This is a genomic window from Paenibacillus sp. S-12, assembly GCF_030363895.1.
Lineage (GTDB): Bacteria > Bacillota > Bacilli > Paenibacillales > Paenibacillaceae > Paenibacillus_B > Paenibacillus_B alvei.
Genome location: NZ_JASIUF010000017.1, coordinates 1 through 16,518, shown reverse-complemented (window position 1 = coordinate 16,518; position 16,518 = coordinate 1). Strand labels below are relative to the sequence as shown.

General features: G+C 45.2%; 12 protein-coding genes. 8 read left to right on the top strand and 4 right to left on the bottom strand.

Annotated features, from left to right (window positions below; translation table 11 throughout):
- Positions 1 to 21: 21 nt before the first annotated feature.
- Entirely contained in the window at positions 22 to 1,023 is a 1,002-nt protein-coding gene (locus NO352_RS16775; protein ID WP_268620774.1) for a DMT family transporter, read from the bottom strand.
- A gap of 199 nt (positions 1,024 to 1,222) precedes the next feature.
- On the opposite strand from NO352_RS16775, the gene NO352_RS16770 reads away from it, so the two are divergent.
- Entirely contained in the window at positions 1,223 to 2,128 is a 906-nt protein-coding gene (locus NO352_RS16770) for a LysR family transcriptional regulator (RefSeq protein ID WP_005548601.1), read from the top strand.
- 169 nt (positions 2,129 to 2,297) lie between these two features.
- Here NO352_RS16770 and NO352_RS16765 read toward each other — a convergent pair whose 3' ends face one another.
- The 3 genes from NO352_RS16765 to NO352_RS16755 all read right to left on the bottom strand — a co-directional run bounded on the left by NO352_RS16765 (position 2,298) and on the right by NO352_RS16755 (position 6,637).
- Complete coding sequence (locus NO352_RS16765; RefSeq protein WP_268620773.1) at positions 2,298 to 3,041, bottom strand: YwaF family protein; 744 nt, start codon at positions 3,039 to 3,041, stop codon at positions 2,298 to 2,300.
- 63 nt (positions 3,042 to 3,104) lie between these two features.
- Complete coding sequence (locus NO352_RS16760) at positions 3,105 to 4,895, bottom strand: ABC transporter ATP-binding protein (protein ID WP_289356191.1); 1,791 nt, start codon at positions 4,893 to 4,895, stop codon at positions 3,105 to 3,107.
- Positions 4,892 to 6,637, bottom strand: coding sequence for an ABC transporter ATP-binding protein (locus tag NO352_RS16755; RefSeq protein ID WP_289356190.1), 1,746 nt, complete (start codon positions 6,635 to 6,637; stop codon positions 4,892 to 4,894). The genes NO352_RS16760 and NO352_RS16755 overlap by 4 nt, the downstream gene beginning before the upstream one ends.
- 410 nt (positions 6,638 to 7,047) lie before the next feature.
- On the opposite strand from NO352_RS16755, the gene NO352_RS16750 reads away from it, so the two are divergent.
- The 7 genes from NO352_RS16750 to NO352_RS16725 form a co-directional block, all read left to right on the top strand.
- Positions 7,048 to 11,721, top strand: coding sequence for an S-layer homology domain-containing protein (locus NO352_RS16750; RefSeq protein WP_289356189.1), 4,674 nt, complete (start codon positions 7,048 to 7,050; stop codon positions 11,719 to 11,721).
- Between the two features lie 360 nt (positions 11,722 to 12,081).
- Entirely contained in the window at positions 12,082 to 12,273 is a 192-nt protein-coding gene (locus NO352_RS25175; protein WP_353961265.1) for a helix-turn-helix domain-containing protein, read from the top strand.
- A complete protein-coding gene (locus NO352_RS16745; protein ID WP_289356188.1) occupies positions 12,215 to 13,291 on the top strand; it encodes a transcriptional regulator in 1,077 nt (358 codons plus the stop codon). The genes NO352_RS25175 and NO352_RS16745 overlap by 59 nt, the downstream gene beginning before the upstream one ends.
- A gap of 88 nt (positions 13,292 to 13,379) precedes the next feature.
- A complete protein-coding gene (locus NO352_RS16740) occupies positions 13,380 to 13,535 on the top strand; it encodes a hypothetical protein (RefSeq protein ID WP_289356187.1) in 156 nt (51 codons plus the stop codon).
- A 312-nt stretch (positions 13,536 to 13,847) separates the two neighbouring features.
- The gene (locus NO352_RS16735; protein WP_327195484.1) at positions 13,848 to 14,075 is read left to right on the top strand and encodes an aspartyl-phosphate phosphatase Spo0E family protein; all 228 of its coding nucleotides are present in this window, start codon (positions 13,848 to 13,850) and stop codon (positions 14,073 to 14,075) included.
- Positions 14,076 to 14,343: 268 nt separating this feature from the next.
- Positions 14,344 to 15,723, top strand: coding sequence for a GBS Bsp-like repeat-containing protein (locus tag NO352_RS16730; RefSeq protein WP_289356186.1), 1,380 nt, complete (start codon positions 14,344 to 14,346; stop codon positions 15,721 to 15,723).
- A gap of 63 nt (positions 15,724 to 15,786) precedes the next feature.
- On the top strand, positions 15,787 to 16,518 hold a 732-nt coding region (locus NO352_RS16725), incomplete at its 3' end, for a LamG domain-containing protein (RefSeq protein WP_289356185.1).

Genomic DNA, 16,518 nt, shown 5'->3' with positions numbered 1-16,518 from the left:
GTGCATAAAGAAATGTATTGGTTAACCAGTTGGAGCGTGTGAGTGCTTCTTTGGAAGACGGCTGCGTAAATCCGATTGCGACTTGACTGTTTTCAATTCATCTTGGGACATGCGCCGGCTTAACAGGTTGTTCACGATTAAGGCGCCTACTATGAGCAGCGTGCCGAACAGTTCGGCAAATGATACCGCATAACCCTGGATAACGGAAATAATGAACGTCGTGGCAGGTACGAAGTTAATGAACAGCATGCCATTGATCGGCTTCAGTAACTGAACGCCTTGAATCCAGCTCAGCAATGCGAGCAGTCCGGCAACGAGAATCATGAAGCTCATTTCCGGTGCAATCGATGCAACAGCGCTGATGGATGGTGCATCCACCATGCCGAAAGAAGTCATAACGAGGACAACAGCCATTGTCGTCAACCCGCCATACAGTGAGCTGAGTGTTGAGAATCGAAGCGCAGACCATCCTGCAAATTGTCCGCTGCTTACGGTGTAAATTACCCACCCCGTAATGCCTGCAAATACAGACAACAGCGGCAGCAGCTTCAAGCCGCCGTTAGCAAGGGAATGCAAATCTCCTTTCGTAACGACGAAGACAACGCCGATAAATGCGGTAAAGACACAAGCGAGCGTCGACATTTTAGGCCGCTTCCGTGTAACGATCCATACGAATAGCACAGCAAGCATTGGCATGAATGATTCCATTATGGATGCAAGCAGGACACCTGATTTGCCGAGCTGCTGCTGTCCCCAGAATACACCGAAGTTATAAATGGTGAATCCAAATAGACCGAGCAGCCATATTTTAAAGGTTTGCCCTTTCGTATTGAATGCAGCTTTGCCTTCCTTGAAAAATAACAGGGCAGCTAATAATATTCCGACGATACAATATCGAATACCAGAGAACCAGAACGGATCGATATGATGCAATGCGCTTTCGGCAATCGGGAACATTGCTCCCCATGCTACTGCTGCAAAAAGACAAAACAAAGCTCCTTGCCAAAAATGTTTCCTACTCATGATACCATTCACTCCCACTTCACACGTTGCCAAGCGATATCTGTCTTTGAGACTGCTTAGCAATTCTGATATATAGTAATGTTTGATAACAACTGAAAATTCATATTATGACTTTTTTGATATCTTGTAAAATAATTGAAAGTGATTTAAGATATCACTATTAATGATACCAGACATAGGGAATGAAGGAGATAGCAGGATGGACTTGAGTGACATTTATATTTTCATGTCCGTCGTTGAGCATGGAAGTGTGAGTCGTGCGGCTGAAGAGATGGGGTATGTGCAGTCGAACGTAACGGCACGCATTCGAGCATTGGAACAGGAAATTGGCCATCCGCTCTTCCATCGCCATCGCAGAGGCATGACGCTGAATGCGGAAGGCCGCAAGTTGCTCTATTATGCGGAACGGATGTCGATGCTCATAAGCGAGATGAAGAAGGCTTTTCAGGACAGTGACGATCCGGTCGGCAATCTGCTCATTGGCTCGGTAGAGACGGTCGTAGGACTTCCAGATATATTGAGTTTGTTCTATCAGAAATACTCGAAGGTTGATCTGTCGTTGATGGCTGGCGTTACAGACAAGCTTACAGAGGAAGTGCAGGAATATAAGCTGGATGGGGCATTTGTATCCGGGCCGGTAACGGCAACAAATGTGGAGCAGTATCCGGTATTTGAAGAGGAACTGGTGCTTGTATGCGGCAAATGTGTCGTAGACGGAAAGCAGCCATTATTCAACGTGAGGGAATTACTGCACCGACCGCTGCTCGTCTTCCGCAGAGGATGCGGCTATCGAGCTAAGCTGGAGCAATGGATGCAGCTTGAAGGCATATCGCCAACGAAGGTGATGGAATTCGGGACATTGGAGACGATTATCGGTACAGTCGTTGCAGGGCTTGGCATCACAGTCGTTCCACGGGCCGCAGTAAGACGTTTGGAGAAGGAAGGCGAACTGCAAGTATTCGCCATACCGAAGCCGTTCAATATGGTATCCGTTGTCTATATTCGGCGCAGTGATACGTATATGGGGGAAGCGGAACGCCGCTTTATGGAGACAATCGAGGAAGTGCGCGAGAAGCGTCGGATACTGGAGCATCTGCCTGTGTAGTAAGTAAATCGGATAATGGACATAATACAAGTAAGGAATAAAATGTAATCTATGGTTATAGAGAAAATAAAGAGAAAGGATGGTGCGGCAGCACCATCCTGTTTTGATATTCATCTGCTCATTTCGAGATTGATTATGCAATATTGGCATTAGCTCAGTAAAGTAGATACTAGCTTCGCCAATGGATTTCGCTCGAACTGCTCTTAAGCAGCCGCCCTGCAATAAGGAATGGAAGATACAAGACAATGAACATGCCAAATGCGACCGCCTCCAATGACAGGAGATACCATGGATAAGGCCCCAACACATCCAATAAGGAGGCTGTTTCGGGCTTATGAGCCAAGAACATGTAGTTGCCGCCCGTTATGTAATTGATTCCCCCGACTACGACCAGCAGCACATTCAGGAACAGCATCGCATAGCCGATCGATTTCCAAGTAGGCTTAGCGTGTTCCACCCACACCATATACAGCACCGCTAGGATAATCGCGATATGCGCAAGAAAGAATTGAATGAACCGGAAATGGGGGAATGGGTAGTCCAGAGCAGGTGTCAGCAGTGCCTGCAGCGCCCCCGCAATACCTGTGAAATAGACGATCTGAAAAATCTTCTTGCTTCGGAAAAAAAGCATGAGTACACACATGTATAACGAGATACTGCACAGCTCAAATGGCAATGTGTTAGAGGCATGGAATATGCCTGTGGCTAGATACCAAATATTCAACGCTGCTTCAGATAGAATAAGCAATCCCAACAATACATATCTGACGCAACGATTGCGCTTCTCCTGTTGGAGCCAATGTCGGCAGCGATAGAATAGGAGCACAGCCGAGATGAACAGCAGCAGTGCTCCAATATGAGATACAGAAAATGCTTGGAACGTATCCGTTATCTGTGGGGAGAACCAAGACATGAGAAGAGATATCCCCCTTTATTGTAGTAGTTTCTGAATGTGTGAAGAGGCATGTGGGCCATATTAGGTATTAACCAATTGCTCCGGCTGTGCTTCTTCCGTAGAGGACTGTTCACCTTGCCAGAGCAGCTGCATTTCTGGAGATGTTGCGAGCAGCTCGCTTAATGTTCCCTCTGCCTCGATGCAACCATCCTTCATGACGATAATATGATCAGCCCTGCTTAAGGCAGCGCGGCGATGTGACACGGCAATACAGGTTGCATCGCGTTCCGTGAACAATCGTTCCCAGAGCAGTTGCTCGGTTTCTACATCTAGGGCGCTGGACAGATCATCGAACAAGTACAACTCTGATTGTGTCATCATCATTCTGGCTGTTGCCGCTCGCTGAATTTGTCCGCCAGAGAGCATGACGCCGCGTGGTCCCACATACGTATCGAGCCCATTCTCAAGCTGCTCGATATCTCGCTCCATGACGGCCAGTCGAATGGCCCGCTCCAAGGCATTCTCTTCTTGAATGCTGCCCATGATAATATTCTCTCGCAGCGGATCGCTGAATAAGCGAGGCACCTGGGGTGTATAGGCAGCTTTAGGCGGAATCAGAAAGGAAGCGGGATCGATCTCCTTTCCATTCCAACAAATTGTTCCTTCCGACTTTTGCAGCAATCCTAGTAAGGTACGCATCAGCGTTGACTTCCCTGAGCCGATTCGGCCAGTGATGACGAGGAACTCGCCCCGCTTCATGCAGAAGTGAATGTTGCGAATGCCATTCTCCGAATTCGGATAAAGAAAGGATACATCCTTTATCTCCAAGGTTTGCAGCCGCTCCTCCGGTTGAAGCGAGCGAACAGGATCTTCAGGAGGCTTTCCATGCAAATATATCTTACTATGTTCAACGATGCGATCTTCCTCACCCGGCTGAAACAGGATGCGCATGCGATCAAGGGACACCCGAAGACGCTTGTGTTGAAACACCATATAGCCGAACAAGGAAATACTGAAAGCAAAGTTCGTCAGATAAGAAGTGAACAGCGCGAAATCACCTACTGTAAACCGCCCAGCCTGCATCTCCGCTGCACACATAAGCAGAATGCCGCCGGTACTAATGGTGAGCACATGCTGATTGAGCGATTTCATCCATTGTGTAAAGAGTGTGTCTTTAAGGGCTGCCTGACGGCGATTTTCATTAAGATCGACGAACCGCTGATGCACATGGCGTTCAGCCTGCCCCAGCTTCAGTGCTTGAACAGCACCGAATATTTCCGCAATGAACCCGGTAATTTTCGATGTTGCTTCTCGATTTAGTTGGCTGTAGCGACGTGCGCGGTTGCCCGATAGATTGTTCAGCAACGTAACCGCGAGAAGCGGTAAAATAGCTACTGCTGTAATGAGCCAATTGATATTGGCCATAATGACGATGGATACGAGCGTAAAGGCCAATCGTCCCCAGAAGTCGACCCATGATTCCACATATTCGATGACTTCATTGACATCATCGCGGAATCGGCTGGCTGCATCTCCAGGTGATGCAGGGAGATGGCGGCCTGGCCAGCGCATAATGCCGGCCAGCATATTGGTGCGCAGTACGGCTTGAAGATGATAAATGTAAGTCACCCATTGATAGAATGCGGCGAAGAACACACCGACGCGCAGCATTCGAAAAATAGCGATCACAATGAGCGGCACGGCCAGCCACATATAATCATGAGATTGTGTCGTTGCTCTGTCGAAAAACCATTGCATACCTAGTCCAAGAAACAGTGGAATGGAGTGGAATATGCCCCACAGCACCCCGTTCAGCAGGAAGAGCGTAGGGCGGAACTGGAACAAGCGAATCATAAAGTGCGTGACAGTCATGCCAATTCCTCCTCTCGTCCTGTTCTCAGCAGCATTGCATAATGCGAGGATGGATCGCTGGTCAACTCCTTGCGTGGACCCAGCTCAACGATTCGTCCATGCTGCAGCACCATGATCGCATCTACTTGCTCCAGGGTAGCCAAGCGATGAGCGATAATGATGCCCGTACATTGTTCCATTAGCTGATCTACTGCGGTTTGGAGCATCGCTTCCGTAGCCGCATCGAGCCGGGACGACGGCTCATCAAGCACGATTATGCTCGGATTCGTTAGGAAGACGCGAGTTAAGGCGAACAACTGGGCCTCTCCAGCGGATAGCGAAGTTCCACCAGAGGATAAGTGGGAATCGAGTCCGTTCGGGAGCGCATCGATCCATTGACGCAGTCCAAGTCTATCGGTCGTCTCGAAGATGGTCTCATCCGTTATCTCAGGGTCGAATAAAGTTAGATTGTCACGCAGTGTTCCATCAAAAAGCTGAACATCCTGCGTCACCATCCCGACTCGGCGATACAGTGTCTCCAGCTTTAAGCTGCGAATATCCTCACCGCCAATGCGGATGATGCCGCTGTCTATGTTGTACAGACGAAGCAGAAGACGGCTAATGCTGGATTTGCCGCTGCCGGTTCGCCCGATGATGCCGAGACGCTGACCGGGCTGAACCGCAAAGGTTATATCGTGAAGTACAACCTTCTCCTCGTTATAGCCGAAGGTGACATGATCGAATTCCAGTCCCAATGCTCCATCTGGCAGCTGCTCCTTCGTACCATCTACAATCTCACTTTGAAGGGAGAGAAGCTCTTGCGAACGCATCATGCCGGATTTGGCCTTCTGAAATTCTTGAATTTGATCTCCCAGTTGCTCGATAGGTGTGTTCAGCATTTGTGTATATTGAAAAATAAGAAAAAGAGTACCAAGCGATATTTGACCAATGAGATAGTAATGCACGCCTAAGAGCAGCACAACTGTAACCGCTATAGCAAAGAGTACCACCGTCGTATTCCACGGAACGACCCGCAGCATCCATGCTTTGCGCCCTGTTCGGAACACCTTGTGCATTGCCTGGTGGAATCGATTGATGACATAAGGAACGGCTCCATTTGCCTGTACATCCTCTATGCCTGCAATTCGTTCTTCTATAAGACCAAATAAGGATGCGCTTGCAGCCCGTTCATCCTTGGAACTGCTGACCCCCATGTTGCGAATGAATGTCATAAATCCAATCGACAGCAAGGTAAAAATCGCCATCGCGAGTGCAATAGGCCAATTCACGGTAAACATGAAGCCAAGGATGCCAGCCAGCAGAATGAAGCTGCCGATAACCTGAACAATGAACATTGCAAAAAAATTGGACATACCAGTAACGTCGCCGTCAATCCGTTCAATCATTTCCCCAGGCGTCTTGCGATTATGAAAATGCATATCCAGCCCAAGGCAATGCTTGAGCAGATCTGCGCGCAAGGTGTTGGTGGCACGCCATGATATATCGTTGCCCAGATAACTGATGGCGACGGTAATGAGCTGGGTGAGGGCAGCAATAATCAGATATAAGCCTGCGAGTAACAGCAGGGTAGATAGTGTGCCTTGTGAGGCTGCCGTATCAATAAATTGCTGAACAATTTGCGGGTTAACGAGTTGAAATGCGGTAGATACGAGCAGCATAACCAAGAGAAAAAGCAAACGTCCTCTCACTGGGATTACATATCGAAGCAGCCAAGACATCGATAGCGAAGTGTTGCGCGACATAAGCCTTACCTCCAATCGTGAACGACATGAAGCTTCCCATCATCGGCTTGAGAAGAGGAGTCGAATGAAATAATTTCTATCATACACTAAATAATGGGAGGTTCAATGTAAAAATTGAATTAAATTGTTTGTTCCGCCTTTTCATCCGTTTGCTGCTGTAGTGGTTAGGAAGCAGAAGCATTCATGACATGAGGTGAAGCAAAAGAAAACATGATTTTACCAGAAAAAGTAATGCCACACCTCTAATAACGAAAGCGCTTTCTATTTACAATGTGGGGCAGAAACAACATCTTTTAAGCGACAAAAAAGGAGGTGATGAGTCCCAGCTTGATACACACGCACTGGTCAACTGCGTATAACTCCCAAATCGTTCTCCTTCGGATGGAGAACTAGGAAAGGTGGTAATTGTAATGAGATACATCTTGCTGAGACCGTTGTCCTTCTGGCTTGTCGCCATTCTCCTCTTCTCCTCGATGCTGCAGACTGTGCCTAATCTCGCACAAGCAGAGGCCGCTGTGCCTCCCCTCGAACATCAGCTTGACTCTTCGGTTGGATCTGATCCTGTTACGCTTGTCTCGCAGGATGCATCGCAGACGCTTCTTATTAGCGATATTAATGCCCCTGGGGATTCATTGAGGAATAAAACGGATTACTTGGCCCTGTATACGAGCGGGGCTGGAGTAACGAATACAGTGTATGGCAATGAAGTATTCGTCAAAAAATACGAGATGGCTATTGTCGTCAATTCCCACAGTGTTGTCGAAGCCGTATATGGCCCGGACGCCGACCCACCGGTGTCATGGGACGATGACATCCGCATTTCCATTCCTGAGGAAGGTTACATCGTGCTTTCCGGTGGAACCACATGGGACTCTTCCATTCATCAAAAACCACTATTTCACCATTATGGCGTTGGAGATCGCATTCGACTAATGAGAGGCGGCAAGGAGGTAACGGCGGCCGATTTCCGCAATCAGAAGCCTGACCCTGAGCCGGAATTGAAACCGGAGCTGCATCTCGTAACCCCTTCGGAATCAAAGGTAACGGTACCGATGATCGAGGTCAAAGGTTATGTAGCCAATTATCGAGAAAATCAGAATATTCAGGTTACGATTGGGGGGAAACAAGCCAGTATTACAGCGAACGGAAGCTTTATGCTCCCCGTGTATTTGATTGCTGGGGTCAACAGCATAACGGTTCGCTTGATGAAGGGTGATTTAGAGCTGGCCATGTCCCAGCTTACCGTTACTTATGACCGTTCCGGGCAGGGCTCTGATTATATTGAGGTGGAGGCTGCACCAATCGATGTAACCATTGAAATTCAAGGGCCGCGGCATAAAATTGATGTCGTAGATGCAGATCTGTCCCAACACGGCAATGTCGTTGCCTTGTTTACCCGCGATTATGGCTCCACTCTTGTCATCCCTCAATATAATGTCGCTGTGCAGGTCGATGAGCACAATCGCGTACTCCGTGTCGTCAATCCTTCCATTAATGGCAAGCCGCCTGTCTGGACGGGGCCAACTACACTGGAAATCCCTGACGGCGGGTATGTGCTAACGGCACAGGATGACAGCTACGCGTCGAATTACATCAAGCGGTATCTGGCTGTTCATTTCAAGGCTGGGGATCAAATCAAGCTTCGCAAAAATGGCGAGGTTGTCTCCGTTAGAGATGTGATGAGCGGGAATGGCGCAATCGCAAGAATAGTGCTGGACAATGACTCCATGTATACGGTTACGGATCAACAGACGATCATTACTGGACGTATTATGAATATGGATAACCCTGCTGCAACCGTGTTGTTCATGAATGGAAAGCAGGAGACATTCGGTGCGGACGGTTCTTTTTCCGTTCCGGTACCCCTCAACAGCGGTACGAATTATGTGGATATTGCGGTCATGAAGAATGGCAAAGAACAGGATAAGCGGCATATTGTTGTATTCAGCAGACCAGGATTTGCCCCGAAGAAGGAAGTTATATTGTGGGTAGATCAGGCTGCCAATGCAAGGAAGTTCCAATCCAGTGAGCAGGTGCAGGCCTTCCTGAAAAAAGCGAAGGACATAGGCGTAACAACGATCATTTTCGATGTGAAGGGGGTTGAGGGATTCGCATCCTACAAAAAGAATGATCTAACGGGAAGACCGTATGTCAGTGAAATAAAGGCGCCGGAGAAGTCTGGCTCCAACCCGAATCTCGATCTGCTGCAGGAATTCGTCACCCATGGCCATGCGCTCGGCTTAAAAGTGCACGCATCTGTGAATGTATTCGCGGAAGGCTCGATTGCCCATAATGAATATGCCGTGCTCGATCAGCACTTGGATTGGGAGGAGCGCGTGTATGTTCCGGAAAATAACGGGGAAATCAAGCGTCTGCGTGATAGCGCGAAAAAGGGGCTCGTTGCCTTTGTCAATCCATCTAATGATGAGGGTAGAGCCTATCAGCTAAAAACGTTCGAGGAAGTGATCAAAAACTACGATGTAGACGGAGTTGTACATGATAGAGGGAGGTATGATAACGAAACCGCTGATTTCAGCGATATTACCCGAATCAAGTTTGAGCAGTTTTTGCAGGCAAAAGGTAAGCGTCTGCAGAACTGGCCTAACGATATTTATCGCTATGAGCAGAATACCCGAATCTATGGACCACTTATTCAAGAGTGGTGGGAATTCCGCTCGCAGACAATTAAGAGCTTCTTCGGTGAAGTAAAGGCATTGGTTGATTCCTATGAAGCTTCGACGGGACGAACAATTCAGGTGTCTTCCTATGTCGGTTCATGGTATGAAACGTACTATTTGAATGGCGTCAATTGGGGAAGTGCTAATTTTCGCTATGATGAAAGGTTGGGACTCCCTGATCAATCTGTATATACCCCTGAATATTACGGTACAGGATATATTGAATACTTGGACTTCCTTATGATTGGCGCCTATCAGACAACGAGTAAGGAAGTAAAGAAATACATTACGCTCGGCAATATTGTCACCAACGGGGAAGTTCCGCTCTATGCGGGAATCTCGCTGGTGAACGTGCAGTCTCCGTCCATGCAGAGGGAGGCATTCCAAGCAGGATTAAGCACGACGAACGGGCTGATGCTATTCGATGCGTCGCAGATCAACTGGCCGATTGCCGCTGCTGCGCTGAGGGATGAAGAATACGTGAAGGATTACCAGCTTGGCATCAGCTTGCCGAACAGGCCAAATTCATTTCTGGAGGGGAATTATTATAATGTGAACCGAGTCGAAGGAAATGTAAATGTACTTACTGATGCGTTCGGTTATTCAACGGGCACGAATCAATTTGGAGTCGAAGTAGTAGTTGATGCTTCCGGTCAGGTGACGAAGGTGGTCAATCGCAATCAAGCCATTCAGTGGAATTGGGCAGTGCCAGAGCAAAATAATAGCATCATCCCGCAAGGGGGATTTGTCATTACGACCGTTGATCCTTCCGGGACGAGTACGCTGCGTCAGCTTGTGGCAAATGCATATGATACAGGCAATTCAGTACGGGCAGCTGTACTCAGCGGATTGAAGGATGATGAAGGACGAAAGACATCGAGCCGAGAGATATGGGTAGAGGGTCAGGTTGAAGTGCTGGGCACGGGGAAATCTGAGGTTTATTTAAACGGGCAGGCCGCAACGGTGGGTGCGAGCGGTACGTTCAAGTCCGTCATCCCGCTGTCCGTTGGCCATAACAGTGTTACCGTCCAAGTATTTGTCGACAAGATCAAAACAAACAGTCGAACGATTGATATCACCCGCACCGGTTCTGGAGATACAGACTCGAATTCAGGGGATTCAAGCCAATCCGGCGGTGCAGTTGTATCGCAGCAGCCTGCAGCTCCTGCTAAACCAGAGCGTTTGTCCATTTCGCATAGGCAGAATAAGGACGGTCAATTCGTAACTGCGGCAAGGATTAATCTTGCTCCGATGCAGGCAGAAATCGAGCAATTCAAAAAGCAATCATCAACTGCTCCGATTTTTACCTATAGCATCTCCAACGTTCAGGATGTGCTGGATATCAGTTTGCCGGTGAAGGGCGTGCTGCAGGCTGCGGAAGAGTTTTCGCAGTTGAAGCCGAGCATACGTATCGAATCATCGTTCGGACAGCTTACTCTCCCGCTTCATGCCTTGAGATCAGCATTAGGCAGCAACAGCGTTCAGAAAACAGAAGAGCTTCAGATTCAGATCAGAACGCTAACAAAAGAACAGGATAAAGAGCTGCAGAAACGATTGGCAGTTGAAGGAGCTCTACAGCTTGGGTCACCGTTCGAAATTGAATTTGCCGTGAAGGATGGGGATAGAAAGCAAGCAACCACATTGAGTCGCGTGCGGACTCAATTTGGCTACAAGCTTCCGGCCGCAATGTCTGATAAAAATCGAGTTACGGCAATTTCGTATGATCGACATTCGGGACGAATCGCCTTCCTCCCTGCCTTGTTCGAGTTTCGAGATGGAGGCTTGGAAGCATCGCTTCAGCTATCGGAGACAGGCATCTTTACCATTGCTGCGGTGCAGTCACCTATTTTTGCTGATATTCAGGGACATTGGGCAGAGACAGACATTTTACTGCTGGCATCCAAGCTCATCGTGAAGGGGACGAGTGATACCCGCTTCGATCCTGGCGAGCCGTTGACGCGTGCTCAGTTCACGACTATGCTGGTGCGGGCCCTCGGCATGAAGGAGAAGACAGATGTTTCACCTTTTTCAGATATTCAGCCCAAGGATTGGTATGCAGGCGCAATAGGAGCAGCTGTTGAGCAGGGACTGATTCAAGGCGATAACGGACGTTTCCGTCCGAATGATAGGATCACGCGGGAACAGATAAGTGTGCTGCTAGCCAGAGCAGCCGAGCTTGCAGGGATGAACCTTGCAGAGGGGAATACGGAGGAGCTTCTCCGAGCGTTCAAGGATCGGAGCAAGATTGCTTCGTGGGCCAAGGATGCGGTAGCGAAGGTCGTAAACAATGGATTAATGGAAGGACGTTCTTTTGATCATTTTGTGCCGAATGGAACGGCCACACGCGCAGAAGCTGTTGTAGTATTGAAGCGGCTGCTGCAGCAGGCAGGGTATTTGAACCGATAGTAATGGGGAAGAAGGTACGGTAGCATTTCCACGTCAGTCCAGTGTATAGTGTATGCTGGCTGGCGTGGGAGGCTTTTTTTATATTGGTCAAGATTCCGACTGCTGGTAAAAGTGTTTTATAATTATCATCCAACTCCAAGGGCAGGCCTGTTAAACCGTGCCATTTGCGTTGTTTTCTTAAACCGGATTTACTTAAGTTTACTGGATTTTGGTTTAAGAGTTCACACAAACTATTTTACAGACTCCTATAATTTCTTTTGAAGATTTTCACAAAATTGATTAATTAAGAAATATTTACAATTATTAAAAATACGGTAAAATATAGTGTGATTATCTGCAACGCTAAAGGAAGGTGAGGTTGTGCGTATCGTTACTGCGAAGCCTGCAACATTAGGGGAGCTTATTCAGTATCATCGCCAAAGGAAAAATATCAGTTTGTCTAAGCTTCAAGAATTAGTTGGCCTTGATAAAGGCAACCTTTCAAGGATTGAGAATGGGGAGGTTAAACGTCCCAATTTCAACATCATTGAATCTATCGCAGCCCCCCTCTGAAGACATCGTAGAACAGTACATCGAGATCGGACATAAATCAAATGTGATTTATGCGTTTTTACAGAAAGCGGTTGCAGCATTTTACAGTCCATCATTAATAACCAAAATAGCTACAAAATATCTCGAATCACCAAAAGAGGATACATTAGATTTGATAGAAAATCTGTATCAAATGACAGACTCCTTAGAGGATACCTCCATTCAATTATCCCTGTACAGCCTCATCATCGATTACTCACGTGCCCATGGAATTATGCCCTATATAGCAAAAGGTTTGTACCAAAAGTATATGATTGAACGAGATGATTTCAGTAGATTAAATGAAACATATACAGTTGGAAGAGCTATTTTGAATTATGCGGATTTCTTATCCCACGACGAGCGAATAACATTTTATTATAAGCTAGGCTGCCACGCCTATGTTTTAAGGCTCTATGAAGATTGCATTGAGCTTTGTTCAAATGTTATCCGCAATGACAAAGCAGATAGTTTTTTGAAAGCGGAGGCTTTTTATGCCTTATGCAATTCATACTATTATTTAGGAGATGCCGCTTCAGCTAGGTACTATCTAGACGAATATAGTAAATTCTCCTTTCCGCATGTAATCGAGAACATCAAATTTATGACTGGTTCCATAAACGGAAAACTGGGAAATATAGATTTGGCAATTACCCAACTTGAAGATTGCTTAAAGAACTCCTCTGAATATAATTTTGTTTATATCGCAGTTTCGTTATTCGAACTGTATCTGCAAAAAAAAGATTTTTCCGCAATTGAAAAACTGTTAAGCAATGAAGAGAAAATTGCGAACATGAACATTGTAACGCCTTTTAGAAGGTATATACTTGCTTATTTTTATAAGCTTAAGGGCGATTTTCTGATGTCTAATAATGAATACACAGCAACTGCATTTGAATATTATGCTAAAGGCGCACACGAGTATATGAAAGTCAATATGTATACCGAAGCGTTTGAATGCTATAATTGTATCTCGATGAAGCTTGTCAAGCTAATCTAAAGAAGTACAATAAGTTTCCATATTCGTTTGTTCCAAACAACGTTAAATTGATGCTCACCTTAATTTATGGAAAAAAGGAAATGTAGATTTGGAAATAACGCAATTAAACGAATATTTAGACGAACCATCCCCTTACCCTCTCACTAGTGCTGTTGCATCTTCGTCATTATTGCTTGTTGCACAAGCCATGATTAATGACAGTTCTTTAAAAAACCAAGAAGCAGTTAAAGAATTAATTCCTTAATTCAAACCTCTAGTGCAAAAATAAATTAAGGAAGATTGGTATAATGAAAAAATTATTTCAATAACGTATTGGCTTCAATTGACCTAAGAACTTAAATTAGTCGTACTTAAATCAGACAGACGCTATTTGGTTGGCGTCTTTTTGTTTGTGTAAAAATATTCATTAAAGAATGTCGGATCATTAAGGGTTACATAAAAACTCCCAAATAATCATTTTTCAGCAACCTCTATTATTATCAAGAAAGTACAGTTTATGGATTAGGGGCGCTCCAATCATTTAAGCTGTCAAAAAATATGAAAGGGTGTTTCAACAATAGAACCTTTTTATTTTTGCTATGCAAAACATGATTATTTAATTGAGAAAATCGAAAGTATCCGACAGCAATTAATAAAGACAGCAAATGAAAAAAAGAGCTTTACAAACGAAAGTGTTGTGAGATTGAGTCAAGAATTAGATGTTTATCTTTTTGAGTTTCAGAGAAGGAGTAAGGAAGCATGTAGAAGGAGGAAAGTTTTAAAAAAACAAATAGAAATTTTATGATTTATGATATTGATTGCAGGGGCAAATCCAAACAGCAAAGAAATAGGCAAATCAGTCTTTTCATTCGATTTGTACCTCCGTGAATGAGTATATGAACCCTCCAAAATAATACCCGTTTGTTCTTATTTATGTAAATTAATGTCTGTCATGCTGCGCGGGTCAGCAGATATAGTAAATATAGAAAATAGGAAACCTATATAAGGCAGGGGTACATGGTAATGGTGAAGTAAAGAAGCTGTTCATAAGCATCACTATAATGATTGTTTTTATGATTGGGACAAACTTGATTTACGGGGACAAAGCACTTGCTCAAGAAGGGCAAAATGAATCGCAGCAAGTGTTTATTAACTTGTCTACAGATGCAAAGAAAAACGATTACATATACGATGCTGACGGAAGATTGATTGCAGCTTTTCTAGCAGATGGCACTTATATGTCTTATATCTATGATTCAAACGGAAATCAAATCAATCGAAAAAAAGGGAGCCAGACAGCACAGCCAACAATCAATTTGTCGGCTCTATCCTATGAGATCTATATAAGAGGGATACGTAGTAATGCTGAACAGGTATATTTCCCTACTTGGACTGATCGTAATGGTCAAGATGATATTGATTGGATCAAGGGAACGAAGGTGTCTAATGGAGTATGGAAAGCGACTGTTTTTTTCAAAAATCACGGTATGGAAACAGGCTCTTATATTACTCATATTTATGATGGGGATCGTATGGTTGCATCGACAATCGTGAATGTGGGCTTTAACGTGAAAGTGCGCAGTCCAGAAAAAGCGCCATTGAAGGATGAGTCTTATGATATTTACATTGATGGCATAAGTGCCAATGTGAAAGAGGTTAGGTTTCCGACTTGGACAGAGGCAAATGGCCAAGACGATCTGGAGCAACCTTGGATTAGAGGAGTCAATCAAGGGAACGGTACATGGAAAATAACGATTCCATTCAAGAAGCATAATTATGAGACGGGAAAGTATATCACACATATTTATAGCTTTGACAAATATGGAAACAACATGATGCTTGGCGCGGCAGAGGTAAATGTGACAGGTGGAACTCAGTATCCAATCGAGACGAATCTATCTAGTGTGTCCTACGATATTGCCATTTATGGTCTGGATCAGAATACGCAGAAGGTTCAGTTCCCAACGTGGACAGCTCACAATGATCAGGATGATTTGAAGTGGATTGAGGGAAGTAAAGTCGCAAATGGAGTATGGAAAGCAACTGTACTTTATAGTGAGCATAATCAGGAGGCTGGCAGCTATATTACCCATATCTATGCGGATGGGAAATTTGTAGATGGTTTTATCGTTACGGTTCGCGGCAACAACGTTCAACTTAGAGCTCCGCAAGAGGTGAAGAAAAGCGACGGTTCATATGAAATTTTTGTAGAAGGAGTTCCTACTAGCATCAATGAAGTCAGATTTCCAACATGGACGGATCACAATGGACAAGATGATCTTGAACATCCATGGATGAAAGGAGAACAAGTAAAGCCGGGTGTATGGAAAATCCGAATTCCTTTCAGTAAACATAATAATGAATCAGGTACATACATTACGCATGTTTACACGGTTGATCCATACGGAAATATGATGGCTGTAGCATGGGTGAATGTTCGGGTAATGGATTGAAATATATAAGTAAATGTAGTAGAGCAGCATAAAACAATGAATTTACGAGGAGAGCGGTATCATATGAGAACAATATTATCGTCACTACTTATACTTCTTATGATAATGTTGCCGGCTGGCACGAGCTTTGCAGGAAACAACGTTATTTATGAATATGACCCAAATGGCAACTTGATTCGAAAATCTACTGTAAATGTTGCAGATAGTGGCTACACTCCCGCCGATAAAAAGACGTTTACAGGAAAAGAAAAAGTTGCAATCAGTGCCAAGGGAGTTAGCAGCGCTGATAATGCGCATACAACCGTTCAATTTTGGATGTACTGGACAGGTCAAGACAATATGATGCCATTTAGCTGGCATTCAGGGTACACACTTTGGCTTTATAGTAATGTATTTGGGTTCAACACGGGGAATGGGGACATATTCGGATTTCCAGCCGAAAATATCGCTAACAAATGGGTTCAAATTACAGCCATATTTCATAATGGGGACATTACAAAAAGTGAAATCTATGTAAATGGAACAAAGCAAACGTTACAACACTACGGGAGTCAATCACTAATCAAATCTGTGTCGGGCACTGCGAATATTTCAGGCTGGGCAAGGAGTGAAGATTACCGCTTCAAAGGTCAAATATCAGATCTAAAAATCTGGAAGAGGGCGTTAACGCAACCCGAAATTTCAAGCAGTGTATTTTCGAAAAGTCCTGTAGCAGTAACAGATTTGGTAGGAGAATGGAAGCTAAGAGATGAGCCTGTACAATCACTGAAGTTCAACGGATTCCAACAAATGAAA

Excerpts from the sequence above, each read along its gene's own strand:
- NO352_RS16760 (WP_289356191.1), bottom strand. The coding sequence starts at position 4,895 with ATGACTGTCACGCACTTTATGATTCGCTTGTTCCAGTTCCGCCCTACG.
- NO352_RS16770 (WP_005548601.1), top strand. The coding sequence starts at position 1,223 with ATGGACTTGAGTGACATTTATATTTTCATGTCCGTCGTTGAGCATGGA.
- NO352_RS16755 (WP_289356190.1), bottom strand. The coding sequence starts at position 6,637 with ATGTCGCGCAACACTTCGCTATCGATGTCTTGGCTGCTTCGATATGTA.
- NO352_RS16765 (WP_268620773.1), bottom strand. The coding sequence starts at position 3,041 with ATGTCTTGGTTCTCCCCACAGATAACGGATACGTTCCAAGCATTTTCT.
- NO352_RS16750 (WP_289356189.1), top strand. The coding sequence starts at position 7,048 with ATGAGATACATCTTGCTGAGACCGTTGTCCTTCTGGCTTGTCGCCATT.
- NO352_RS16745 (WP_289356188.1), top strand. The coding sequence starts at position 12,215 with ATGGGGAGGTTAAACGTCCCAATTTCAACATCATTGAATCTATCGCAG.
- NO352_RS16775 (WP_268620774.1), bottom strand. The coding sequence starts at position 1,023 with ATGAGTAGGAAACATTTTTGGCAAGGAGCTTTGTTTTGTCTTTTTGCA.
- NO352_RS16730 (WP_289356186.1), top strand. The coding sequence starts at position 14,344 with ATGATTGGGACAAACTTGATTTACGGGGACAAAGCACTTGCTCAAGAA.